Below are 25,690 nucleotides of genomic sequence, written 5' to 3' on the forward strand. Positions count from 1 at the left end.
TTCACTAAACAAGAGCCGAAAGATTAAACTTTCGGCTCTTTTTAATGAAAGAGTAAAGGTAAAAAAACTACAATTTAATGACTGATTTAAATCAATGAAAGAATTAATGGAAAACCCGTTTTAGGAAAATGACCTATGCGGGTTTTCTTTTTTTTAGCAACTTTATGAATGGTAATATCTTTTGCCATTTCCTTTATAGGAAAAAGTTTCACCTATTATCGACTTCAATTTGAGGGAAAAGTATTTTTACATAAATAAATTGGGAGTGAAGAAGATGAGGAGCAATGAAATTTTCTATATTAAACAAGAGCTTGAACAAATTAAAAATGAATTGCTACATCGTTTATTTTCAGAACCAATAAGTTCTTCTGAAATTGAGCAACATCATTCGATTTTTGAGGAGACAAATAAACATCAAATACTCGTTGAAGATATGCAAAATGATTTATATGATATTGAAATTGCTTTGCAAAAAATTGAACATGGATTATATGGTTATTGTGAAGTAACTGGGCAAGCTATTCCAATTGAAAAATTAAGAGTGCTTCCAACGGGTCGTACGTTAGAGGATTTTAGTTTTGTTAGAAATCATTACTAATACAATTCATTGTATAAACCTTTCCCCTATGCTAAAATTTGATGAGATATCTAATAAGGTAGGGGATAAATGTGGCATATATTATTGCGTTAATTGTCATTTTAATTGATCAGCTGACAAAACTTGCAGTATTAAAAAAGATGTATTTAGGAGAAAATATTGAAATTATTAAAAATATTTTTTACATAACATCACATCGCAATAGAGGAGCTGCTTGGGGAATGCTCCAAGGAAAAATGGGCTTCTTTTATTTAATTACATTTGTCTTTGTGGCAGCAGTAGTTTACTTTATTCAAAAACACGCAAAAGGAGATCGCCTCCTTGGTTTATCTTTAGGATTAGTTTTAGGTGGTGCGATAGGTAATTTCATTGATCGATTCTTCCGTAAAGAAGTAGTTGATTTTATTCATGTTTATATCTTTAATTATGATTTCCCTGTGTTTAATATCGCAGATTCAGCACTTTGTGTGGGTGTTATTTTATTATTTATTATTACTTTATTGGAAGATAAAAGAGGAGTTAAGAAATGACAGTTTTTGCTTTTACAGTTCAAGAGGATCAACATTTAGAAAGAATCGATACGTTTATTGCAACTCAAAATGATGAGTGGTCAAGGTCTCAAGTACAAACATGGTTAAAAGAAGATTTTGTATTAGTGAACGGTGAAAAAATTAAACGTAATTATAAAGTTAAACAAGGAGATGAAATATCAGTTTCAGTACCTGATCCAAAGCCATTAGAAGTAATTGCTGAGAATATTCCACTCGATATTTACTATGAGGATGCTGATGTAGTTGTTGTAAATAAACCTCGTGGAATGGTAGTTCATCCTGCATTAGGTCATGAAACGGGTACTTTAGTAAACGCTCTAATGTATCATTGTAAAGATTTATCTGGCATAAATGGTGTATTAAGACCAGGTATTGTCCATCGAATTGATAAGGATACTTCAGGTTTATTAATGGTTGCAAAAAATGATGTAGCACATGAGAAACTTGCAGAGCAATTACGTTTAAAAACTACAGTACGTAAGTATATTGCTATTGTACACGGAGTTATTCCGCATGAAGAAGGTACAATCGATGCTCCGATTGGGCGAGATAAAAGTGATCGCCAAAGCATGACGGTTACGGAAGAGAATAGTAAAGAAGCAGTGACACATTTTAGAGTATTAGAGCGATTTGATGAGTTTACATTAGTTGAATGTCAGCTTGAAACAGGTCGTACACACCAAATTCGTGTTCATATGAAATACATAGGATTCCCATTAGCTGGTGATCCTAAATATGGACCACGAAAAACATTAGATATTGATGGTCAAGCACTACATGCAGCTGTTTTAGGATTTAATCATCCAAGAACAAATGAGTATTTAGAGTTTTCAGCACCTATACCAAAAGTCCTAGAAAATATTCTTGAACAATTACAAAGATAACTGTTGACAATGCTTGAAATATAGGTCATAATGAGGACAGTTAAATGAACCTTTAACACAACCCCGTGAGGTTGAGAAGGAAGCGGAAACATGAAAAGGGATAATTGTATCCTTTTACGCTACCCTCTTGTCTATCGGGCAAGAGGGTTTTTTGCTTCTACATTATAAAAGTAGGAGGTAAAGGTAAATGACTGAAAAAGCAATCATCTTAGACGAACTAGCAATTAGACGTGGGTTAACAAGGATTGCTCATGAAATGCTAGAAAATAACAAAGGTATTGAAAATGTAGTTTTGGTTGGGATCAAAACAAGAGGTGTTTATCTAGCAAAACGTATTGCAGAAAGAATTAAACAGATTGAAGGTAAAGATGTAATCATGGGTGATTTAGATATTACACTTTATCGAGATGATTTATCGACAAAGACAGAAAACAAAGAACCATTAGTGAAAGGTTCAAATGTTCCTGTTGACCTAACAAACAAAAAAGTAATTTTAGTAGATGATGTGCTATATACAGGTAGAACAGTTCGTGCCGCAATGGACGCTGTTATGGACCTAGGTAGACCGTCACAAATACAATTAGCGGTTTTAGTAGATCGAGGACATCGTGAACTTCCAGTTAGAGCAGACTACGTTGGAAAAAATATTCCAACTTCGAGTAATGAAAGAGTAGTCGTTGCATTAAAGGAAACAGATGACCACGATAAAGTAAGTATATTTGAAAAATAGAAGTCCCTTTTAAATTTGGTCCAGAGAGGCTAACAAAGGGTCTAGTTAGTTGCTGCCTTATTAAGCGACGCACTTGGACTCTTTGTGTATATTCACAAAGAGTTTTTTTATTGGGGAAATTGGAGGGAGCAACAGCATGAGACAAAAACCTGTTTTAGAGATAAATGAAAAACCGAATATAAGTCAATGGATTTTCCTAAGTTTACAACACTTATTCGCAATGTTTGGCGCGACAGTATTGGCTCCAATCTTAATCGGAATAAATCCTTCAATCGCACTAATTTCAAGTGGAATTGGAACGATCGTGTTCATACTAATTACAAGAGGTAAAGTACCATCTTATCTTGGATCATCATTCGCCTTTATCGCTCCGATGATCTATGCGAAAACAAATTTAGAACCTGGTGCTGCGTTCGTAGGAGTTTTCATCACAGGTATTATTTATGCAGTAATCGCACTAATCATTAACAAAGTAGGCGTGAAATGGTTATTCAAAGTATTACCGCCAATCGTAGTTGGACCGGTAATTATCGTAATCGGTTTGAGCTTATCAACAGTAGCGGTTGGAATGGCAATGAATGGAGCAGACGGTAAATACAATTCTACATCAATCGCAATCGCATTAATAACACTAGCAATCACAATCATCACAGCATTATTTACAAGAGGTTTCTTATCAGTCATACCAATCTTAGTAGGAATTATCGGTGGATATATTACATCAATCTTCTTTGGAGTAGTAAATTTTACCGAAATTAAAAAAGCAGATTGGATCGCTGTTCCTGATTTCTCAGTACCATTTGTTGACTACACACCACATGTCACTTTCCAGTTGCTGCTTATATTTGTACCTGTAGCAATCGTGACAATTTCAGAACATATTGGACACCAAGTTGTACTAGGAAATGTCGTAGAAAAGGATTTAATTAAAGATCCTGGGTTAGATAAGTCATTATTCGGTGATGCAGTTTCAACAATGATAGCAGGTTTAATCGGTGGACCTACTACTACAACATACGGAGAAAACATCGGAGTACTAGCAATCACAAGAGCATATAGCGTGTACGTATTCATAGGTGCTGCAATCTTAGCCATGTCATTTGGATTCATCGGAAAAATCTCAGCGGTGATTAGCTCAATCCCGACACCTGTAATGGGTGGTATCTCAATCTTACTATTCGGAATCATCGCTTCAAGCGGATTACGAGTACTAGTAGAAAACAAGATTGATTTTGCTAAACAACGAAACTTAGTTATCGCTTCAGTCATTCTAGTCCTAGGAATTGGTGGAGCAGCAATACACATAGGTAAACAATTTGCATTAGAAGGAATGGCTTTATCGGCTTTAATCGGAGTTGTACTAAATTTAGTCCTTCCAGAAAACATTGGTGGCGATCGTACGACTGAAAATAAGGACGAAAGCTCAGCTTCATAATTGACATATAAATGGGGCATTCTTACATTGATAAGAATGTCCAGAAATAAAACAGATGAAATTCATTTAGGGGGATGACGGATGAATCATTTATTAACCATGTCTGATTTAACAATTGAAGAAATTCAAGATTTGCTTAACGAAGCACAAAACTTTGCAAATGGAGAAAAAAGTAGCCCGAAACGTCAGACATTTGTTGCAAATTTATTTTTTGAAAATAGTACGAGAACTCGCTTTAGCTTTGAAGTAGCTCAAAAGAAACTTGGACTTGACGTAATAAATTTAGCAGTTGAAAGCTCAAGTATTCAAAAAGGTGAAACTTTATATGATACAGTTAAAACCCTTCAAGCAATTGGAGTTGAAGCAGTCGTAATCCGTCATACACAAGACGAATATTTTCAAGAAATAAAAGATGCAGGAATGCCAATCCTGAATGCCGGCGATGGATGTGGAAATCACCCAACACAATGCTTACTTGACTTACTTACGATCAGGCAAGAATTTGGAAGCTTCGAAGGGTTAAAAGTAGCAATTGTTGGAGATTTAAGACACTCAAGAGTTGCACGCTCTAATGCTGAAGCACTAACTAGATTAGGCGCAGAAGTATTCTTCGCAAGTCCTAATGAATGGAAAGACGATAAAAATACTTATGGAACATATAAAAATTTAGATGAATTAGTCGAAGAAGTTGATGTCATGATGCTATTGAGAGTACAGCATGAACGACACGACGAAGAGACAAATCATATAATGGAAAATTATTTACAAAAGCATGGCCTAACAGTTGAAAGGGCAAAAAAAATGAAATCTACAAGCATTATCATGCATCCAGCTCCATTTAATCGAGATGTTGAAATTGCAAGTGAATTAGTTGAATGCAAGCAATCAAGAATCTTTAAGCAAATGGAAAACGGAGTATTTGTACGAATGGCTGTATTAAAAAGAGCCTTACCAACAGTATGGGGAGAGATGAAAAATGAAGTACTTGTTTAAAAACGGTGTCATCTTACAAGAAAATGGTGAACTTCTAAGTCGAGACGTATTAGTAGTTAATGGAAAAATCTCAGTAATTGCTGAAAGAATCGTTGATGAAGATGCAAAACAAATTGAATTAGACGGCAAATTGCTATCACCAGGGTTAATAGATGTTCATGTGCATCTTCGTGAGCCAGGCGGTGAACATAAAGAGACAATCGAAACAGGTACAAAGGCAGCAGCAAGAGGAGGATTTACTACAATTGCTGCAATGCCAAACACTCGACCGGTACCAGATACAATCGAGCACTTAAGCGCATTGAATAAAAAAATAGAAGAAACAGCAGTCGTAAACGTATTACCATATGCATCAATAACAATACGACAAGCTGGAGAAGAGCAAACAGACTTTGAAGGCTTAAAAGAAAATGGAGCTTTTGCATTCACAGATGATGGTGTAGGAGTTCAATCAGCTGAAATGATGTATAAAGCAATGCAAAAAGCAGCTGAACTAAATGTATCAATCGTTGCACACTGTGAAGAAAACACACTGATTCAAAAAGGTTGTGTCCACGAAGGTAAGTTTTCAAAAGAAAATGGTTTAAATGGAATTCCTTCAATTTGTGAGAGTGTTCAAATAGCTCGAGATGTGCTTTTAGCTGAAGCTACAGGTTGTCACTATCATGTTTGCCATATCAGTACGAAAGAATCAGTAAGAGTGGTACGCGATGCTAAACGTGCTGGAATTAATGTAACAGCAGAGGTTTCTCCACACCATTTAATTCTTTGTGAAGATGATATCCCAGGCTTAGACACAAACTTTAAGATGAATCCTCCATTAAGAAGTGCAGTCGATCGAGAAGCATTAATTGAAGGATTACTTGATGGAACAATCGACATGATTGCAACAGATCATGCACCTCATACAGAAGAGGAAAAGTCTCAAGGAATGCAATTAGCACCATTTGGAATTGTAGGGCTAGAAACAGCATTTCCATTATTAAACACTCATTTTGTCGAAACAGGTAAAATGACTTTACAACAAGTAATAAACTTTTTAACAACTAAACCTGCTGAAGTTTTTAACTTAAACAGAGGGAAAATTGAAGTTGGAGCGGTAGCAGACCTAACTGTAATCGACTTAGATTTAGAAGAAGCAATCGATTCAAATACATTCCTTTCAAAAGGTAGAAACACACCATTTAATGGTTGGAACTGTAAAGGTTGGCCAGTAATGACAATGGTAAATGGCGAATTAGTATATGAAAGAGAGGAACTAACAGTATGATGCGTCAATTAATATTAGAAGACGGAACAGTTTTTGTAGGAGAAGGATTTGGTAGCGAAGTTGAAACAACAGGAGAAATCGTATTTACAACAGGTATGACAGGATATCAAGAGGTATTAACTGACCCATCATACTGTGGACAAATCGTAACATTCACTTTCCCTTTAGTTGGGAACTATGGTATCAACTTAGAGGATTTCGAAAGCATCGTGCCAGCAGTACATGGCTTAATTGTAAAAGAATATGCTGAGCATCCATCAAATTTCCGAAACAAAATGAGCTTAGATCAATATTGCAAAGATAAAGGCATTCCAGGTTTAGCAGGAATTGATACACGTATGTTAACGAAAAAGCTTCGTGAAGTTGGAACAATGAAAGGTAAATTCTGCAGCATGGAAGCAAATGTAGATGAAGTAGTTGCAGAATTAACAAATACACCACTATTTACAAACCATGTTGAACGAGTTTCAACAAAAAAACCTTATAGAAGTCCAGGTAGAGGACACCGAGTAGTGTTAGTAGATTTTGGTATGAAGCACGGTATTTTAAGAGAATTAACAAACCGTAAATGTGACGTTACAGTCGTTCCATATAATATTTCAGCAAAAGAAATTTTCTTACTTGCTCCAGATGGAATTATGTTAAGTAACGGACCTGGAGATCCAAAAGATGTCCAAGTAGCAATCGAAATGATTAAAGAAGTAGTAGGCAAAGTACCATTATTCGGAATTTGTTTAGGCCACCAATTATTTGCTCTAGCAAATGGCGGGAATACTTCAAAGCTTAAATTCGGTCACCGTGGTGCAAACCATCCAGTTAAACATTTAGAAACAGGAAAAGTAGCAATCACTTCACAAAACCATGGTTATGCTGTAGAAATGGAATCAATTGAAGGAACTGATTTAGAAGTAACACATGTTGCACTAAATGATGGAACAGTAGAAGGTCTTAAACATAAGATTTACCCAGCATTCACAGTACAATACCACCCAGAAGCATCACCTGGACCAGAAGATGCAAACTATTTATTTGATGATTTTATTAGCATGATGGAAGCACAGAAAAGAGAGGGGAACTTACAATGCCAAAACGCGTAGACATTGAAACAATCTTAGTAATCGGATCAGGACCAATCGTAATCGGTCAAGCAGCAGAATTTGACTATGCTGGAACACAGGCTTGTCAGGCATTGAAAGAAGAAGGATACAAAGTAATTCTTGTAAACTCAAACCCTGCAACAATTATGACAGATGTACAAACAGCTGATAAAGTATACATCGAACCACTTACAGTAGACTTCGTTAGCCGAATCATTCGTAAAGAACGCCCAGATGCACTTTTACCAACATTAGGTGGTCAAACAGGACTTAACTTAGCGGTAGCACTAGATGAATCTGGTGTGTTAAAAGAGTGCGGAGTAAAAATTTTAGGTACGACACTAGAAGCAATTAATCGTGCAGAAGACCGCGACTTATTCAGAACATTAATGAACGATTTAAACGAGCCAGTACCAGAAAGTGAAATCATCCATACTTTAGAAGAAGCGTACGACTTTGTAGAAAAAATCGGTTATCCAATCATCGTAAGACCAGCCTTTACACTAGGCGGTACTGGTGGAGGAATTTGCTACAATGAAGAAGATTTAAATGAAATCGTAGCAAGCGGTTTAAAAAATAGTCCAGTAACACAATGTTTATTAGAGAAAAGTATTGCTGGATTTAAAGAAATCGAATATGAAGTAATGCGTGATGCAAATGACCATGCGATTGTAGTATGTAACATGGAAAACATCGATCCAGTTGGGGTTCACACAGGAGATTCAATTGTAATCGCTCCTTCACAAACGCTAAGTGACCGTGAATATCAAATGCTACGAAATGTATCATTAAAAATCATTCGTGCTCTAGGAATTGAAGGTGGATGTAACGTACAGCTTGCTCTAGATCCAGATAGCTTCCAATACTATGTAATCGAAGTTAATCCACGTGTATCACGTTCAAGTGCCCTTGCTTCAAAAGCTACAGGCTATCCAATTGCAAAACTAGCAGCAAAAATCGCAGTAGGCTTAACATTAGATGAAATGATTAACCCAGTTACAAAGAAAACTTATGCTTGCTTCGAGCCAGCATTAGACTATATCGTATCAAAAATTCCTCGCTGGCCATTTGATAAGTTTGAAACGGCAAACCGTCAGTTAGGAACTCAAATGAAAGCAACTGGAGAAGTAATGGCAATCGGTAGAACACTTGAAGAGTCATTATTAAAAGCAGTTCGCTCTCTAGAATTAGGTATCAGTCACATCGAGCTTAATGCAGTAAAAGAACTAACGAAAGACGAAATGATTACTCGCATGGCAAAAGCTGACGATGAAAGACTTTACATCGTTGCTGAAGCAATGAGAACAGGTATGACGTTAGAAGAAATTCATGACATTACAAAAATTGACTTTTTCTTCCTACACAAAATTGAAAACATCATAAAAATGGAAAAACAAATTAAAGATAACCATTTTGAACTAGATGTACTTTTAAAAGCTAAGAAGATGGGCTTCAGTGATGATTACATCGCATCACAATGGAATGCTACAAATAAAGAAATATACGAATTTAGAAAACAAAATCAAATCATTCCAGTATATAAAATGGTTGATACATGTTCAGCAGAGTTTGAATCAACAACACCATACTTCTACGGAACATACGAAATCGAAAATGAATCAATTGTAACAGATAAGAAGAGCGTAATAGTTCTTGGCTCTGGTCCAATTCGAATCGGTCAAGGGATCGAGTTTGATTACGCAACAGTACACTGTGTAAGAGCTATTAAAGAAGCTGGATACGAAGCAATCATTATAAACAACAACCCAGAAACAGTTTCAACTGATTTCAGTATCTCAGACAAACTGTACTTTGAACCATTAACAATAGAAGACGTAATGCACATCATCGATTTAGAAAAACCGATGGGAGTAGTTGTTCAATTCGGTGGTCAAACAGCCATTAACCTTGCAAGCAAATTAGTAGAACGTGGTGTGAAAATTCTTGGAACATCACTTGAGGATTTAGATCGTGCTGAAGACCGCGACAAGTTTGAAGAAGCACTTCAACAATTAGGAGTACCACAACCTCTAGGTAAAACAGCAATGACACCGGAAGAAGCAGCTAATATTGCTGATGAAATTGGTTATCCAGTATTAGTAAGACCATCATATGTACTAGGTGGACGTGCGATGGAGATTGTCTACCGTCGTGAAGAAATTCTTCACTACATGGAAAATGCAGTGAAAATCAATCCAGAACACCCAGTATTAGTCGACCGTTACTTAACTGGTAAAGAAATTGAGGTTGATGCAATCTCTGATGGAATCGATGTGTACATCCCAGGTATTATGGAGCATATCGAACGAGCTGGAGTTCACTCAGGAGATTCAATCGCAGTATATCCTACACAAAATGTATCAGAAGCTGCGAAGCAAAAATTAATCGACTATACAATCAAATTAGCAAAAGGCTTAAATATCAAAGGATTACTGAACATCCAGTTTGTTGTAACAGATAAAGATGAAGTCTTCGTGCTTGAAGTAAACCCAAGATCAAGCCGTACAGTACCATTCTTAAGTAAAATTACGAATGTACCAATGGCGAATATCGCAACAAAAGTGATTCTTGGTCAAACATTAGCTTCATTCGGATATGCAACTGGCTACCATCCAGAAGGTAATGAAGTATATGTAAAAGCACCAGTGTTCTCATTTGCTAAACTACGCTCAGTGGATATAACATTAGGCCCTGAAATGAAATCAACTGGAGAAGTAATGGGTAAAGATGTAAGTCTTCAAAAAGCATTATACAAAGCACTAATCGCTGCTGGAATGCAAATCCCAACACACGGTTCAGTAATCATTACAGTAGCTGATAAAGATAAAGAAGAAGTAGTAGATATCGCAAAACGCTTCCATGAAATCGGATTTACTGTATTTGGTACAGAAGGAACTAAAAATCATTTAGAAAACCACGGTGTACCTGTAAAAGGGGTAAACAAAATTAACGAGCATGAAAACAATATGCTAGATATGATCAAGCGTGGAGATGCACAGTTTGTTATCAATACGTTAACAAAAGGTAAAAAACCAGCTCGTGATGGATTCAGAATTCGTCGTGAATCAGTTGAAAACGGAGTAGTTTGCTTAACTTCACTAGATACAGCAACTGCAATCTTATCAGTAATTGAAAGTTTAACATTCTCAACTACTGCACTACCAAACAAAGAAATGAAGGCTGGCGTATTAGTATGATAAAAAAAGAACTCATGACAATTGTCTCAAACAGAGAAATTGCCCATCAAATTGTCGAAATGACATTAAAAGGTGAACTAGTTCAGGAGATGCACTCTCCTGGGCAGTTTGTCCATATAAAAGTGACTGGTGGACTAACACCACTATTAAGAAGACCAATCAGTATATGTTCGATCGACAAAGAGAAAAGTGAGTTCACGATGATATTCCGCGCAGAGGGTGAAGGAACTAAGCTTTTAAAAGAAGCAAGCGTTGGACAACAAGTTGATGTATTAGGTCCTCTAGGTCAAGGTTATGATATTGAAACTCTTTCAGAAGGTAATACAGCACTACTAGTTGGTGGTGGAATAGGAGTACCTCCAATGTATGAACTTTCGAAGCAATTTAAAGCTCGTGGTGTAAATGTCATCCATGTGTTAGGATTTGCATCAAGTAACGTAGCTTTTTATGAAAAAGAATTTTCAGAATTAGGACCAACTTTTATGGCAACAGTAGATGGAACGTTAGGCACGAAAGGTTTCGTAACAGATGTAATTCGTGAAAAAGAACTTCAATTTGATCAATACTTTGCATGTGGTCCAACTGTGATGTTAAAGGCTTTACAACAGCAATATAAAGGGATGAAGGATGGCTATATATCACTTGAAGAACGAATGGGCTGTGGAATCGGAGCGTGTTTTGCATGTGTATGCCATACTGAAGACGGGTCATATCGAAAAATTTGTAGCGATGGACCAGTATTCCAAGCTGAGGAGGTAGTACTATGATTTCATTACAAACAAAACTCCCTGGCTTAGATTTAAAAAATCCTATTATGCCAGCTTCTGGTTGCTTTGGATTTGGTAGAGAGTTTGCAAATCTTTACGATCTAAGTATTCTTGGAGCGATTATGATAAAAGCAACAACAGTTGAAACGAGGTACGGAAATGAAACACCTCGCGTTGCTGAAACTCAGGCGGGCATGTTAAATGCGATTGGACTACAAAATCCTGGTTTAGAAAAAGTAATTGATGGTGAATTAAAATGGTTATCAAATTATGATGTACCAATCGTTGCAAATATTGCTGGTTCAACTATTGAAGACTATGTAACAGTCGCAAAAGAAATTTCAAAAGTAAGTAATGTAAAAGCATTAGAATTAAACATTTCTTGTCCAAATGTAAAATGTGGTGGGATTGCATTTGGAACGGATGCTGCAACAGCAGCGGAAGTAACGAAGAAAGTTAAAGAAGTAAGCGAAGTTCCGCTATACGTAAAATTATCACCGAATGTAACGAATATTGTTGAAATCGCAAAAGCAATTGAAAATGCTGGAGCAGATGGTTTAACAATGATCAATACATTACTAGGGATGAGACTAGATTTAAGAACAGGTAAACCAATTTTAGCTAATAAAACTGGTGGGTTATCAGGTCCTGCTATTAAACCAGTCGCGATTCGAATGATCCATGATGTAAGCCAAGTAGTAAACATCCCAATTATCGGAATGGGTGGGGTTATGAATGCTGAAGATGCACTAGAATTTTTCCTAGCAGGAGCAAGTGCAATCGGTGTAGGTACGGCAAACTTCGTTGATCCATTTGTTTGTCCAACAATCATAAATGAACTACCAGAAGTGCTACACAAGTATGGATATCAATCAATTGAAGAATGTATCGGAAGGAGCTGGAAACAACATGTCATCACAAGTGGTCATCGCGCTTGATTTTTCATCAAAAGATGAAGTAATGAATTTTGTAAAAAAATTTCAGAAGTCTCTATATGTAAAGGTAGGGATGGAGCTATTTTACAAAGAGGGTCCAGCGATTATAAAGGAATTAAAAGAATTAGGACATCAAATCTTCTTAGACTTGAAACTTCATGATATTCCAAATACAGTAAAACATGCAATGAAAAATATCGCATCTCTAGAAGTAGACATGGTTAATGTACATGCAGCTGGTGGTACGAAAATGATGAAGGCAGCATTAGAAGGGCTAGAAGAAGGCACTCCAGCTGGTAAAAAAAGACCATTACTTATAGCTGTAACACAACTGACTAGCACATCAGAAGAACAAGTAATTCATGAACAAGGAATTTCTTCTTTACAAGATTCGATTAAACTATATGCTGCGATAACAGAAGAAAGCGGACTTGACGGTGTAGTTTGCTCTCCACTTGATGTAGAGTTAGTTCAAGCAGCTGTTGAAGGTGAGAACTTCCTTACAGTAACCCCAGGAATTCGCTTAGCAGACAATAGTGTTGATGATCAAGTACGAGTAACAACTCCAGCGAAAGCTAGACAATTAGGAAGTAGCTATATTGTAGTAGGGCGCAGTATTACAAAAAGCGAAAATCCAGTAGAAGCATATGAAGAAGTAATAGCACAATGGGAGGGCGTAACAATATGAAAAAAAATATCGCAGCAAATTTATTAAGCATTGGGGCAGTAAGCCTTCAACCTGAAACTCCATTTACTTGGGCATCAGGAATCAAATCTCCAATTTATTGTGATAATCGCCTAACTCTTGGCTATCCAGAAATTCGTAAAAATATTGCTAAAGGCTTAGTGGAATTAATTCAAACTAAATTTGGTAATGTAGATGTAATCGCAGGAACTGCAACTGCTGGAATTCCACACGCAGCTTGGACGAGTGATTTAATGGAATTACCAATGGTTTATGTACGTAGCTCTGCAAAAGGCCACGGCAAAGGAAACCAAATCGAAGGACCAATTAAAACCGGACAAAAAGTAGTTGTAGTAGAAGATTTAATCTCTACTGGCGGCAGCGTAATCACATGTGTTGAAGCATTACGCGAAGCAGGCTGCGAAGTACTAGGAGTAGTCTCAATCTTCACATACAATCTACCAGCAGCAGTAGAGAAGTTTAGTGCAAATGACGTAACATACTATTCTCTAACAGACTATGACACACTAGTTGAAGTAGCAAAAGAACAAGGTTCAATCGAAGCAGAACACGTAGCAAAACTAACTGCATGGAGAAAAAATCCACAAGATGCTAGTTGGATGACTGTTGAAGTTTAATACTTAGAGTAGGAAAGATGACTTTTTTGAGTCATCTTTTTTTGTGGAGAAAAAAATGATTGACGCAATAAAAATACGAAAAATGGCAATTAAATATAAGGAGAATCACAATTAAACACAGTAAAATCGAAAATATATATCATCTAAAAAGATTTTAGGAAGCATAAGAAATGAATAGCCCCTTCACCTTAAAGTTTCTAAAAACAAATTACTAGATAATGAATTAATAAGTTTGTGAACTATTCATACAATTGATTGAAGGACATTAAAAAATTGGAGGGGTATGAATGTCAATCGGAAAACATTTTCTTTCGAATAGTTTAAAGGAATTCAAAGGGATAAAAAAGCTTGGTGATTGTTCGATGGATCAACTAAATAATGACGAGTTACACATCAAACCTTCTAGTGAATCCAATAGTATATCCATCATTGTAAAGCATTTAAGCGGCAATATGATGTCTAGATGGACGGATTTTCTCACGACAGATGGCGAAAAACCATGGCGAAATCGTGATGTTGAGTTTGAAGGAAAATACGAATCAAAGGATGAATTATTAGCAGATTGGAATAAAGGATGGAATGTCGTATTTAACACGCTAGAAAGTCTACAAGAAGAAGATGCGTTAAAAACGATTAAAATACGTGGAGAAGATCATACCGTTTTACAAGCAATACAAAGACAAATCAGTCATTACGGAAATCACATTGGTCAAATTGTTTATATTGCTAAGCTAATAAAAAATAAGGAATTTAAGAGTTTGAGTATCCCAAAAGGAAAATCTCAAGAATTTTTAGAATACAAACTGAATGAATCAAAAAAATCTACGACTTAGGACGTAGATTTTTTTATCAAGGAAGTAGACTTTGATAGCTGTGAAGCAAACTTGACTCAAATAGCCGATTTTAAGGATTTTCGAAAAATAAGAAGTGTCACAAAAGAGTCTTAAATTAAGTGAATTTTGGTAAACTTTTCCTTGTATAATATTCTTGTATAGAATTGTGATAAATGATTCGACAGAGAAATTAGTATACTTCACATATCACTCTCTATTACAAATATAAAATAATTTGTAAAAGGAGACGGTAAAATGAAAAAATTAATTGGAGTAAGTGTCTTATCTGCAAGTTTAGTCCTTTCTATCACACCTATTAGTTATGCTAACACAAACGATTTACCTTATGTAAAAGAAATTTTAGCCTTACAACCAGATGTTACAGAAAAAGAATTGTTAAAAGACGTAGAATCCATTTCTGAAAACACTGGTGATACGCAAGAAATTATATTGGAACAACTTTTTAGTGAGCTTAAACAAAACGAAACTCAGGGGTTATCAGAAAATTGAAAAGCTAGAGGGGGCAGTGGTGGTACTGTTTCTGTTGGAAAAGGAGTAAAAGGCCAGATTTACTATACTGCATCACAAACTGCTTATTTAAATCATGGACATGTAGGGATGTATTATAATACTGAAACTGTAGTTGAATCTGTACCAAAAGTGGGAGTTCGTAAACTAAATTACAAAAACAGACTAGTAGACAAAGGAAATGCACAAGTAAAATCCGTTAATACTACAACTGCAAAACGAAATGCAGCTGCCGACTGGGCATACAGTCGAGTTGGTAAAGATGATTACACTTACAATTTTGCAACGAACCGTAAAACAGATCATTATGGTGCTAAAAATTGTGCAAAGTTAGTATGGTCTGCATATAAGTTAAAAGCAGATTTAGATTTAGATAAAGACAAAGGAAATGGTGTATATCCAAGAGATATTCGTGATTCGAAAGATACAACGCTAGTCCGTAAAATATAAAATTTTAAGTTGAACAGTTTGATTTATTGCCTTTTAGTAAAGTTTAGGAGAAAAAAATGAAAAGAAAGTATAAATATATCATACTATTTCTAGCTTCCTTACTTGTTATTTACAGTTGTTATTTTATTGTTAATAAGATTAGAGTTTCTCCATTTATCCTAAAAGAGGAGACCATTCGAAAGAATAACTTTTTAGATGATAAACAAGCCGTCTTATATTATTCTTCTACAGCGGACCAAGATATGGATGATAGAGGGATTAGTATTGTGATCTTTGTTGATAATGACGGTGTAGCTAGAGGTTATAAAATGAAAGGATTAGAACTTGGTAGTGTTGGGGTAGGTGAAACTGGCCTTTTATTAGAAGATAAAGAAACGCTACGATTAATTGGGAATAAATATAAAGAAGTTAAAATGAAGTATCAACATACGGGAGAACAAACGGGATATTTAAAAAATCTAAATCTCTATTTTACTATTTTTAATTCAGGTTTTGTAAAAAATGGTTATGCTTCAAATGTATTATATGGAAATGAGAAAGGATTTAAAAAAGGAAATATACCCCATTATATTTCTACATCAGGTGTAGATAAAAATGAAATACTAATTTTAACAGAAGATATTGAGAAAAATACTCGTCATTTACGGAAAGTTAGTTTCGACGACAACAAACTAAAAATAAAAGATTTAACCGAGCTAAAAAAACGATCTGGTTATGACAGCTACGGTCCTAGTTCACAGATTATTAGTGATGAAAATTATTACTACATGGTACTTGGGGAAAGTAAACAAGAGAATTTGAAAGATGAGAATGAAGTACTATTGCGAATTAATAAGAAAACATTAAAGCAAGATTTAATCACTCTTGTTTCCTATAAAAATAAAACCAGCAATCAATTGACCGCAACAATTCCTTACAGTCCAGATGATTCGATTTATCTTTATGGAAAAGAGCTTTTCTTTGCAAATGGATTAGGTGAAGTTTACACAATGGACACTACTAGTAATCTAGTGAAAAAGAAATTTACAATTGAAAATCCACGAAAAGGGCCATATCGCTATGGAGAGCAAACATATTTCAAAAATGATTCAATGTTTGTTGTAAGGTATGATTCAAAAAAGAAAGTTAAATATTATATTGAGCAATATTCTCTGGAAACTGGCAAAAAAACAAATGTAGTTCAAATGAAAGGAGTAGAGGAAATATTGTCATCAGTAAAAGGGAAATCCGTTCATGCATACGATTTTAAAATATTACATTGATATTGATCAAACTGCTGATGAATTTCTCTGCAAAATCACCCAATATAATAAAATATTATCTACCCTCAATATTAGCGCCAATTTTGTATTTTATTTGGGGCAGGGACGATACTTATAGCTTGTAAATATAGATAGCTACTTCTTAAAATCTACGACTAATGTTGTAGATTTTTTTATGCTTATTCAGTCAAATCGTGTAAAAAAATTCAATCAATATAATGAAGAAATCGATTAATTGAAAGATTAGAATATATCTTGAGATTGGTTAAAGGGATAATGAGGAACTTTCGGGATTTTTTATTCAACATAAATAGAAAAAATATCTCGGAAAATCCATTTATACAATTACTTTAATCCTGGTAAAAATTTTAATAGTGAAAATAGTTCGAAAATATTGTAAAATGTTACAGGTTAGGGGGATGGCAATAGATGAAAATTTTAATCGAAACAGTTAAGCATTTTAAACCGTATTGGAAAGTATTTTTGATTGCTTTTGCATGTTCATTAATTGCTGGCGCATTTGCGATTATTCCGCCGATTTTGACTGGTAAATTGGTCGATGAGATTGTTGGTGGTCCTGATTCGAAAATGATTTTTTATTTAATTTTAGGGATTATGCTTTCATTCTTATTTAAGGTTGGTTTTGAATCATTACAAGAATTTATTCAAGTGAAAATTGGTTTAGATGTCATTACAGATATGCAATTACGTGCTTTTACAAAGCTTCAAAAAGCACCGATGACGTTTTTTTCGACAACACCACGAGGGGATATGTTATATCGGCTAACACATGATGTAGAGTCTGTTCAAAACTTGAATAATACAGTTATACCCCGTTTTATTCAACAAGTAATTGCGGCAATTGCAGCATTTATAGCGGTGTTTCCTTTATATTGGCCAGCTGCTGTAGTCATGCTTATTGTATTTGCGATTTATTTAGTTCCTTCTTTTTTAATTGGTAAAAAAGTAAGAATAATGGGCGCTATAGCTCGTGATATGAGTGCTGATTTATATAATCACACTCAAGAAAGTATCGAATCTGTTCGTTTAGTGCGAACGTTTCAAACACAGGATAAAGAAAATAAAAAATTAGAAGATAAGCTGTCTGTATGGAAAAGATTTGCCATTCGTTTGGCTTTAATTGGGAAGGTTAATTGGCGTTTAGGAAATGTGTTTAATAATGGTGCACCAGGGGTCATTATGTTAATTGGTGGATATTCGATCTGGCAACATGAAATTTCAGTTGGTACGTTAATTGCTGTTCTAGGTTTTATTCCGACAATGTTTATGCCTGTTCGCTCGTTAGCTGAAAACGCATTAACAATTCAACAAGCAATTCCTGCACTTGAAAGAATATATGAGTACTTTGACCTACCAGCAGAACAACCTGATGATTTACCAAAATTTGGAGTAGTGAAAGGTGATCTAGAAGTTAAAAATATTCGATTTACTTATCCAAATTCAACGGAAGAAGTCTTAAAAGATGTTTCATTTTCAATTAAAGCAGGTCAGCATATTGGGATTGTTGGTTCAAGCGGTGGGGGAAAAAGTACTTTAATTCAGTTATTACTCGGCCTATACCAGCCTTCATCAGGATCGATTTTTGTTGATGGTAAAGATTTATCAGCTCATGATTATCAATCATTACGCCAAAATATTGGTGTTGTTTCACAAGAAACATTTCTATTAAATAGTACATTAAAGCAAAATTTACTATATGCTAAACCGAATGCAACTGATGAAGAACTTGGGCTTGCAGTTGAAGCTGCGGACTTATCTGATTTAGTTGATTCACTTCAAGATGGTTTTGAAACGATTGTTGGTGAAAGAGGATTGAAATTATCTGGTGGTCAAAGACAACGAGTAGCACTTGCAAGAGCAATATTACGTCATCCTCCAGTATTAATTTTCGATGAGGCTACATCATCATTAGATGGAGAAACAGAGGAAAAAGTACAATCTTCACTTGAAAAGTTAATACCAGGTCGTACAACCATTACGATCGCCCATCGACTTGTAACTGTTAAAGATGCTGATTGTATTTTGTTATTAGATAAAGGTCGTATTGCTGAACAAGGCACTCATGAAGAATTATTATCATTGAAAGGTCAGTACTATCAACTATATATGGCTCAATACAGTGAACTAGAAAAGGAGAGTGCTGTATGATGCAGAAAAATACTAAAAAAATAGGCGATGGAAAAAGAGTCATAAATTTTCTCAAGCCTCATAAAAAATGGGTATTTGCAGATTCATTTGTAATTGCTTTAAGTCAAGTTTGTGCAGCATTAATACCAACACTCGGAACGGGTTGGTTAATTGATCATATACTCCCAAATCATGACAATGCATTATTATGGGGATTAATGTGGTTGCTTGTTATTGCTGCAATTCTTGATTTAATTTTAATGGTCATTGATGAGTATTTTTGTCATCATATTGCTAAATCCGTTACAAACTGGCAAAAATTACGTTTATTTAAGCACTTGCAAATTTTACCTTATTCATACTTTCATCAATCAAAATCTGGTGAATTATTAGCACGAGTATCTGATGATCCAGATACACTGCATAATTTTTTAGCATGGGAAGGCTCTACTTTTATGGCTTCTGTACAAGGCGTATTTATCTATAGTATTGTCTTACTTTGGATTAATCCGTATTTAATGATTACTAGTGTTGTTTTAGGTGTTTTATTTTACTTAACTTCTAATAAAGTAGGAGCTCGTACTAGAATTGCTTCAGCTAAAGCTAGAAATGAAGCGTCACGGTATTTAGAAAGATTACGTGAATCAGTAACAGGGATTCAACTTTCAAGAATACTAGGGGCAACGGATTATGAAATTCAAAGTGTTGCCGATATCCGTAAATCATTTATGAAGGAATCAATCATCGAATTAAAAGCAAGAATGCAATCAATTGTCGTAATTGGTAGCTATAATGGATTTGCTTTAGCAGCTGTCTATTTTATAAGTGTTTTACTAATTTCAAATGATCAAATTACAACGGGACAAATGTATACGGCTGGGGGACTGGTAACGATTGCGGCTAATGAAATTCAAAGAATGCTTAGAAACTGGCTATCAGTACGTAGAACTGGTCCAGCATTAGATCGCTCTGAAAAATTGTTAGCTGAAAAAGTTTCAGAGTTTGAAGTACAAGAAGGTGAAAAATTAACCTCGGTTAACGGGTTAATTGAATTTAAAGATGTTAAATTTGCGTATCCAACGAAGGAAGAATTTGTGTTAAATGGATTGTCATTTCATGTGAAACCAGGGGAAGCGGTTGCTGTAGTAGGACCAAGTGGTGCTGGAAAGTCAACAATTGTAGATTTATTATTAGGTTTCTATCCGTTAAATGATGGAATAATAGAAATAGATGGATTACCAATTGAAAAAGCAAATGCAAAATGGATTAGAGATTCCATCTCATTTGTTTCACAAGATGTCCAGTTAAGAAATGGTAGTTTAGCAGATAATATTCGTATAGGAAATGAATTGGTGACAGACGATGAAATGATTAATGCGCTAAAAGATAGTGGATTATCAGACTTTCTAGATTCATTACCAGAAGGGCTAGATTCATCAATTGGTGAGCGTGGGGCACTATTATCTGGTGGTCAAAAACAAAGATTATCTTTAGCAAGAGCTTTAGTGAAAAACTCTCCTATTCTAATTTTGGATGAAGCAAGTTCCGCTTTAGATCCGATTACAGAGTTGCAAATAAATGAAGCAATTCAACAGCGAAAATCAAAACAATCTGTCATCGTAATTTCACATCGATTATCTACCGTATTAACTGCTGATCGAATCGTTGTACTAGAAAATGGTAAAGTAGTAGAAGAAGGTACGCATCATTCTTTATTAGAAAAAGATGGCGTTTATTCAAGATTATTTAAAAGAGAAGCCGAAACTGGTGAAAATGTAATTAGTGTATCGTAAACAAATTAAATAGGAGTGTTAAAATGGCTAATATTTCAATAAAGCTTTACGAAACAAAAGATGAGTTAAGAAAAGGCTTTGAAGTATTAAAACAACTTCGTACCCACTTAAACGAAGAATCGTTTTTTAATTTGTATGAAGAAATGCAAAAACAAGGATATCATTTATTTGCGTTAGAAGATCAAGGAGTAACGGTTGCAGTCGCTGGAGTTAGTATAATAACAAATTTCTATAATGGTAAACATGTATTTGTTTATGATTTAGTGACGGATGAGAGTAAACGCTCAAATGGTTACGGTAAGAAATTACTTGATTTTATTTCTGATTTTGGAAAAAGAAATGACTGTCAATTAGTTACACTACAATCCGGTGTCCAAAGAATTAATGCGCATCGTTTTTATGAACATAAAATGGAGTATAAAAAGCTTTCTTATTCTTTTAGTAAAGATATTGAATAATCATAAAAAGCCCTAATTATTTTTAGGGTTTTTTATGATTTAGTTTTGATATTTCAATAGAAAAAGATCTCAAAGACATCTTTTCTTATTCTAAAGTTTTAAAATTTTAATCCCAAAACTTTTAAGTGTAAACTTAGTATCATATGATTCTTTTTTATTTGTAAGAACATTTATGATCGTTTTACCAACTAATAAATCAGGTGTTTTAATGGTAATTTTTTTTGGATTATTACTTAAGATAAAAATAAATGTATCATTATCAAATTTTTTTGAATAGACAATGACGTTTTTATCGTTATTTACTTCGATAAAGTTAAATGAACCGTCATTACCGATTGCCTTATATTTTTTTCGAAGTTTTATTAATGTTCGGATATAGTTAAAGAGTAGACGATTTTGACGTTCTACATCCCAAATCATACATTTACGACAGTCTGGGTCTTGTTTACCCGTCATGCCGATTTCATCTCCATAATAAATACATGGAGCTCCTGGAAATGATAGTTGAAATGTGTATAAAAGCTTTAATTTATCAATGTTTTCGTTACAAACTGTTAAAACACGAGGAGTATCGTGACTTCCAAGTAAGTTAAAAGCTACTTCATTAATATTTTGTGGATACGAATGAAGTACTTCACTAATAATATTCGTAAATTTTTCTGCATTAATTTTATCCTTAGCAAAGAAATCTAATGCTCCATTTGTAAAAGGATAATTCATTACCGCATCAAACTGATCGCCAAGAAGCCAGGGCATTGAATCATGCCAAATTTCTCCTAAAATATAAAGTTCAGGATTGATTGATTTAATTTCTTTTCTAAACTCTCTCCAAAATGCGTGATCTACTTCATTTGCAACATCTAATCGCCATCCATCAATCTTAAATTCTTTGGCCCAGTATTTACCAACCTTTAATAAATACGATTTAACTTCAGGATGCTCAGTATTTAATTTTGGCATTGAAGGTACAAAAGCAAATGCATCATAGTTAGGCACGGGATCAGTTACAATCGGGAATTCTATTAAATGGAACCAGTCCTTGTATCTTGATTTATCTTGATTTTTTAAAACGTCCTGAAATGGTTCAAAGAAATAACCACAATGATTAAACACAGCATCCAACATAACTTTTATATTTCTTTTATGACACTCATCTACTAATCTCTTAAACGTTTCTTTTGTACCAAATTGTGGATCAATTTCCATATAATCTATTGTGTCATATTTATGATTTGAGAATGCTTTAAAAATTGGTGTAAAGTAAATTCCACTAATTCCTAATTCGACAAGGTGATCTAAATGATGAATAACTCCTTCAAAATCGCCCCCGAAGAAATTGTTTGAAGAAGGCTCTTCACTTTCCCATGCTAATACACCTTCAGGATTGATTGACGGGTCTTTGTTCGCAAAGCGCTCTGGGAAAATTTGATACCATACCGTTTCCTTTGCCCAGCTTGGTGCTTTAAATACATCTATTTCGTTTAAGAATGGAAAGCAGAAGTAATAAGCTGTATCGTCTGTTGGAATTTCATCATAAAATCCTCTTTCAGTATATGTAATTGTTTCATCTAAACTACTAATCTCAAAACCGTATCGCAGTCTACGAAAAGGAGGTTTTATTTCAATAAACCAATAATCGAATAATTCAGTACTACCACTCTTTTTCATTTCTGTTTTATTTATTACCCAAGCCCCATCTTTCCAATCATATGGATCACCATGTATTAGATTAACAGAAGTAATGTCATTTTTACTTGTACGTAAACGTATATGTAGCGTTTCATTATTGTAAGCGTATGCATAGTTGTTTTTAGGGCGGTGATATATGGCTTGCTTTAACATTATGCTACCTCCATCTCGTAATTTAGACAATCGTTTGCTTAAAAAAAGAGTATAATTAAACGTTTTCAATGTCAATTGTTTTCAAAACCTATTTTTAAAATATTCAGTTTAATAAATGTGGAATGTGTGTTAGAGTCTAAAAGAAAAGTTAATTTATAGGAGATGAAAAATTGATTAGACGCTTTTATAATAACCGCTTTAGTTTAAAAGGTATATATGGATCAAAAGATAATAAACTAATATTTGTTTTTATTCAATGTATCTTAGTAGGCTCACTAATTGCATTTCCACTAGTTTTCCAAATTGTACAAACAGATTCGGAGAGATTAAGTGAAAGAGTATTCGCACCGTTTTACGAAAATAAAGGATGGCAAAATGAAGTTCCGAATTGTACTTTTAATAAAAATTTGACTTGTTCTATTGAAAAAACGAGAATAATAGATAATAAAAACCAACGTCTTGTAATAGATCCTAATGATCAATTTGTCATAAATGATAAAGAGAAGACAACAATAATCTTAGGAAAAACACACATCCATGTGAATGTTTTAGGATTTGATTTATATGGAGGATATAATAGTCAATTAGTTGATGTATTTAATCTACAAAATTATAATCAATTATTTACCGGAGTTGTTTCAAGCGTGAAAATGCAAGCAGTTGCAATGGTAATGCAACTTTTATATCCAATTACGATTATTACAAATATCATATTTATCGCTATTGTGGCTTTGATGTCTTTGTTATTTAATATTGGAAATTCAAATAAATTGACTTATAAAAAATTTTTTTCGTTTCTAGCTTATTCAGCTACGGTACCAGCAATATTTGCTTTAATCGTTGGAACAATGATCTCAATGGCTTTTGTATATATAATATTTAACTTCGGTTTTATATTATTTAGTTATTACATCTACAGAAAATATAATAGAGTAGCGTAAAGGCTTTAAGTAGGAAGGGAGACTACAACAGGTCTCTCTTTTTTGTTTGAAAAACTAGAGTTCTAAAGAATAGTTAGGAGTGGAGATTTAGTAGGATTACTCTACTGATCTATTGTTTAGATGTAAAACTAGGTAAAAAGCTAGATATGAGCATTTGGAATTAAACTTTTTTAAAAAATAGTTTAAATATACAAAATAGTTTGACAATAAAATAGTAGTAGATTATTATAAAGTTGTGAAAACGCTTGCTATATTTTATGAAAAAATCTTGTAAGGGGGAAACCAAAATGAAGCTAAAATCGATGTTTGCTGTATTTGCGACAGTAAGTTTAAGTTTAGGTGCATTAACAGGTTGTGGTACTTCAAAGGAAACTGCAAATACTGCAAAAGAAAAGAAAGACGACCTTCCATGGGACGAACAAGCAAAAGGTTACAAGATGGAAAAGGATGTACTGAATGGTAAAGAACCATTAAAAGTCTGGCTAGATAACGATGATTATGCAAACGGTATCATTCAAGCGTTTAATGCTAAGTATCCAAAAGTAAAAATTGAGTATGAAAAAGTTGGTGCTGTAGATACTCGTGCAAAAATGGAACTTGATGGTGAAGCTGGTTTAGGTGCAGATGTTTTTGTTCAACCTCATGATGGGATCGGTGCATCTTTAGAATCAGCAATTATTGGTCCGATGGGACGATACACTGATCAAATTAAAGATCATTTCTTAGATGCTTCTGTTGGAACAGTGATGAAAGACGATCAAGCATACGGCGTGCCAATTTCGACGGAATCGGTTGCACTATTCTATAACAAAACATTATTAAAACAATTAACAGGTTCAGACACTGCTCCTACAGAGTGGGATCAAATTACTGAATTAGCTAATACATATAATGACAAAAAGAAAAATCAATGGACAATTCGTTGGGAAGCAGGAAATTCTTACACGAGCTATTTCTTCTTATCTTCATATGGTTATGACTTATTTGGTAAGGATGGTAAAGATGCATCTCAAATTGGCTTTGATTCATCAGAAGCAAAAGCGGCTCTTGAGTCTTTAAAAGCTGCACGTCAAATCTGGGATGTAAACTCAGCTGATGCTACAAATGATACAACAACTCTTGAATTTGCTAAAGGAAAAACACCATTCTTAATTACTGGTCCTTGGGCAATTGCTGATGTGCAAAAAGGTGCTGACAAAAATAAATTTGAATTTGGAATTGCTAAACTTCCAAAAATTAATGGTAACCAACCAATAACGTTCTCAGGTAACCAAATTGCAAACGTATCTTCTTATTCTAAACATCCAGCGGCTGCGCGTATATTTGCAATGTTCTTAGGTTCTAAAGAAGGCGCTGAAGTTCTTTATAAAACAACTGGGAAATTACCAGCTCTTAAGGAACAATATGCAAGTGAAGTTACTGGTTTAGGCAAAGATGAATTGCTTAAAGGAGTTGCAGCTCAAGCTGCATTCTCAAAACCGATGCCTTCAATTCCTGAAATGGCTAACTGGTGGGATCCTGCTAAAAACATGATTGTTAATGTATGGGATGGCTTAATGTCTCCGGAAGCTGCTCAAAAGAAAGCAGTTGAAGATTACGAAGCTTTACAAGCAGGTAAAAAATAATGCATTAACATGCAGCCTCTCAAACAAAAT

23 protein-coding genes are annotated in these 25,690 nt (G+C 34.5%); 22 read left to right on the forward strand and 1 reads right to left on the reverse strand.

Translation table 11 applies throughout. The features are described from left to right. Positions 1-274 precede the first annotated feature (274 nt). The 20 genes from ACSBO6_RS06920 (at position 275) to ACSBO6_RS07015 (ending at position 21,252) form a co-directional block, all read left to right on the forward strand. The gene (locus tag ACSBO6_RS06920; RefSeq protein ID WP_498844404.1) at positions 275-598 is read left to right on the forward strand and encodes a TraR/DksA family transcriptional regulator; all 324 of its coding nucleotides are present in this window, start codon (positions 275-277) and stop codon (positions 596-598) included. A 71-nt stretch (positions 599-669) separates the two neighbouring features. After that, positions 670-1,128, forward strand: a complete 459-nt coding sequence (lspA, locus tag ACSBO6_RS06925; RefSeq protein WP_098846752.1) for a signal peptidase II — start codon at positions 670-672, stop codon at positions 1,126-1,128. Then, positions 1,125-2,033, forward strand: coding sequence for an RluA family pseudouridine synthase (locus tag ACSBO6_RS06930; protein ID WP_098846751.1), 909 nt, complete (start codon positions 1,125-1,127; stop codon positions 2,031-2,033). The genes lspA and ACSBO6_RS06930 overlap by 4 nt, the downstream gene beginning before the upstream one ends. A 187-nt stretch (positions 2,034-2,220) precedes the next feature. Then, positions 2,221-2,763, forward strand: a complete 543-nt coding sequence (pyrR, locus tag ACSBO6_RS06935) for a bifunctional pyr operon transcriptional regulator/uracil phosphoribosyltransferase PyrR (RefSeq protein WP_098846750.1) — start codon at positions 2,221-2,223, stop codon at positions 2,761-2,763. A gap of 136 nt (positions 2,764-2,899) precedes the next feature. Then, positions 2,900-4,198: a solute carrier family 23 protein gene (locus ACSBO6_RS06940; RefSeq protein WP_498844405.1), complete on the forward strand. Its 1,299-nt coding sequence runs from the start codon at positions 2,900-2,902 to the stop codon at positions 4,196-4,198. An 81-nt stretch (positions 4,199-4,279) separates the two neighbouring features. After that, positions 4,280-5,191, forward strand: coding sequence for an aspartate carbamoyltransferase catalytic subunit (locus ACSBO6_RS06945; protein WP_498844406.1), 912 nt, complete (start codon positions 4,280-4,282; stop codon positions 5,189-5,191). Then, positions 5,175-6,461, forward strand: a complete 1,287-nt coding sequence (gene pyrC, locus ACSBO6_RS06950) for a dihydroorotase (RefSeq protein ID WP_498844407.1) — start codon at positions 5,175-5,177, stop codon at positions 6,459-6,461. Before ACSBO6_RS06945 ends, pyrC begins: the two co-directional genes overlap by 17 nt. Next, on the forward strand, positions 6,458-7,558 hold the full coding sequence (locus tag ACSBO6_RS06955; RefSeq protein WP_098846746.1) for a carbamoyl phosphate synthase small subunit: 1,101 nt from the start codon (positions 6,458-6,460) through the stop codon (positions 7,556-7,558). The genes pyrC and ACSBO6_RS06955 overlap by 4 nt, the downstream gene beginning before the upstream one ends. Further along, positions 7,543-10,755, forward strand: coding sequence for a carbamoyl-phosphate synthase large subunit (gene carB, locus ACSBO6_RS06960; protein ID WP_098846745.1), 3,213 nt, complete (start codon positions 7,543-7,545; stop codon positions 10,753-10,755). The genes ACSBO6_RS06955 and carB overlap by 16 nt, the downstream gene beginning before the upstream one ends. Continuing rightward, positions 10,752-11,522 carry a dihydroorotate dehydrogenase electron transfer subunit gene (locus tag ACSBO6_RS06965; RefSeq protein ID WP_098846744.1) on the forward strand — a complete coding sequence of 257 codons (771 nt, stop codon included), beginning with the start codon at positions 10,752-10,754 and terminating at the stop codon, positions 11,520-11,522. The genes carB and ACSBO6_RS06965 overlap by 4 nt, the downstream gene beginning before the upstream one ends. Continuing rightward, complete coding sequence (locus ACSBO6_RS06970) at positions 11,519-12,460, forward strand: dihydroorotate dehydrogenase (RefSeq protein WP_098846743.1); 942 nt, start codon at positions 11,519-11,521, stop codon at positions 12,458-12,460. Before ACSBO6_RS06965 ends, ACSBO6_RS06970 begins: the two co-directional genes overlap by 4 nt. Next, entirely contained in the window at positions 12,432-13,145 is a 714-nt protein-coding gene (pyrF, locus tag ACSBO6_RS06975) for an orotidine-5'-phosphate decarboxylase (protein ID WP_098846742.1), read from the forward strand. Before ACSBO6_RS06970 ends, pyrF begins: the two co-directional genes overlap by 29 nt. Continuing rightward, complete coding sequence (pyrE, locus tag ACSBO6_RS06980) at positions 13,142-13,780, forward strand: orotate phosphoribosyltransferase (RefSeq protein ID WP_098846741.1); 639 nt, start codon at positions 13,142-13,144, stop codon at positions 13,778-13,780. Before pyrF ends, pyrE begins: the two co-directional genes overlap by 4 nt. 287 nt (positions 13,781-14,067) lie before the next feature. Then, entirely contained in the window at positions 14,068-14,613 is a 546-nt protein-coding gene (locus ACSBO6_RS06985) for a DUF1572 family protein (RefSeq protein ID WP_098846740.1), read from the forward strand. A gap of 255 nt (positions 14,614-14,868) precedes the next feature. Continuing rightward, a complete protein-coding gene (locus tag ACSBO6_RS06990) occupies positions 14,869-15,123 on the forward strand; it encodes a hypothetical protein (RefSeq protein ID WP_483295196.1) in 255 nt (84 codons plus the stop codon). A 57-nt stretch (positions 15,124-15,180) separates the two neighbouring features. Further along, complete coding sequence (locus ACSBO6_RS06995; RefSeq protein WP_483295197.1) at positions 15,181-15,591, forward strand: YiiX/YebB-like N1pC/P60 family cysteine hydrolase; 411 nt, start codon at positions 15,181-15,183, stop codon at positions 15,589-15,591. 56 nt (positions 15,592-15,647) lie between these two features. Then, positions 15,648-16,853, forward strand: coding sequence for a YycP family beta-propeller protein (locus ACSBO6_RS07000; protein WP_098846739.1), 1,206 nt, complete (start codon positions 15,648-15,650; stop codon positions 16,851-16,853). 429 nt (positions 16,854-17,282) lie between these two features. After that, positions 17,283-19,022 (forward strand): ABC transporter ATP-binding protein, encoded by a 1,740-nt coding sequence (locus tag ACSBO6_RS07005; RefSeq protein WP_098846738.1) that lies wholly within the window; start codon positions 17,283-17,285, stop codon positions 19,020-19,022. Next, positions 19,019-20,794: an ABC transporter ATP-binding protein gene (locus tag ACSBO6_RS07010; RefSeq protein WP_098846737.1), complete on the forward strand. Its 1,776-nt coding sequence runs from the start codon at positions 19,019-19,021 to the stop codon at positions 20,792-20,794. Before ACSBO6_RS07005 ends, ACSBO6_RS07010 begins: the two co-directional genes overlap by 4 nt. 23 nt (positions 20,795-20,817) lie before the next feature. Next, positions 20,818-21,252 (forward strand): GNAT family N-acetyltransferase, encoded by a 435-nt coding sequence (locus ACSBO6_RS07015; protein WP_098846736.1) that lies wholly within the window; start codon positions 20,818-20,820, stop codon positions 21,250-21,252. A 90-nt stretch (positions 21,253-21,342) separates the two neighbouring features. On the opposite strand, the gene ACSBO6_RS07020 is transcribed toward ACSBO6_RS07015, so the two are convergent. After that, the gene (locus ACSBO6_RS07020; RefSeq protein WP_498844408.1) at positions 21,343-23,094 is read right to left on the reverse strand and encodes a glycoside hydrolase family 13 protein; all 1,752 of its coding nucleotides are present in this window, start codon (positions 23,092-23,094) and stop codon (positions 21,343-21,345) included. A gap of 170 nt (positions 23,095-23,264) precedes the next feature. On the opposite strand from ACSBO6_RS07020, the gene ACSBO6_RS07025 reads away from it, so the two are divergent. Together ACSBO6_RS07025 and ACSBO6_RS07030 are read left to right on the forward strand one after the other, a co-directional pair. Next, positions 23,265-24,035: a DUF1189 family protein gene (locus ACSBO6_RS07025; RefSeq protein WP_498844409.1), complete on the forward strand. Its 771-nt coding sequence runs from the start codon at positions 23,265-23,267 to the stop codon at positions 24,033-24,035. A 287-nt stretch (positions 24,036-24,322) separates the two neighbouring features. After that, positions 24,323-25,660 carry a sugar ABC transporter substrate-binding protein gene (locus tag ACSBO6_RS07030; RefSeq protein ID WP_498844410.1) on the forward strand — a complete coding sequence of 446 codons (1,338 nt, stop codon included), beginning with the start codon at positions 24,323-24,325 and terminating at the stop codon, positions 25,658-25,660. The last annotated feature ends 30 nt before the right edge of the window (positions 25,661-25,690 follow it).

Source organism: Bacillus sp. AL-1R (assembly GCF_052180195.1).
Lineage (GTDB): Bacteria > Bacillota > Bacilli > Bacillales > Bacillaceae_G > Gottfriedia.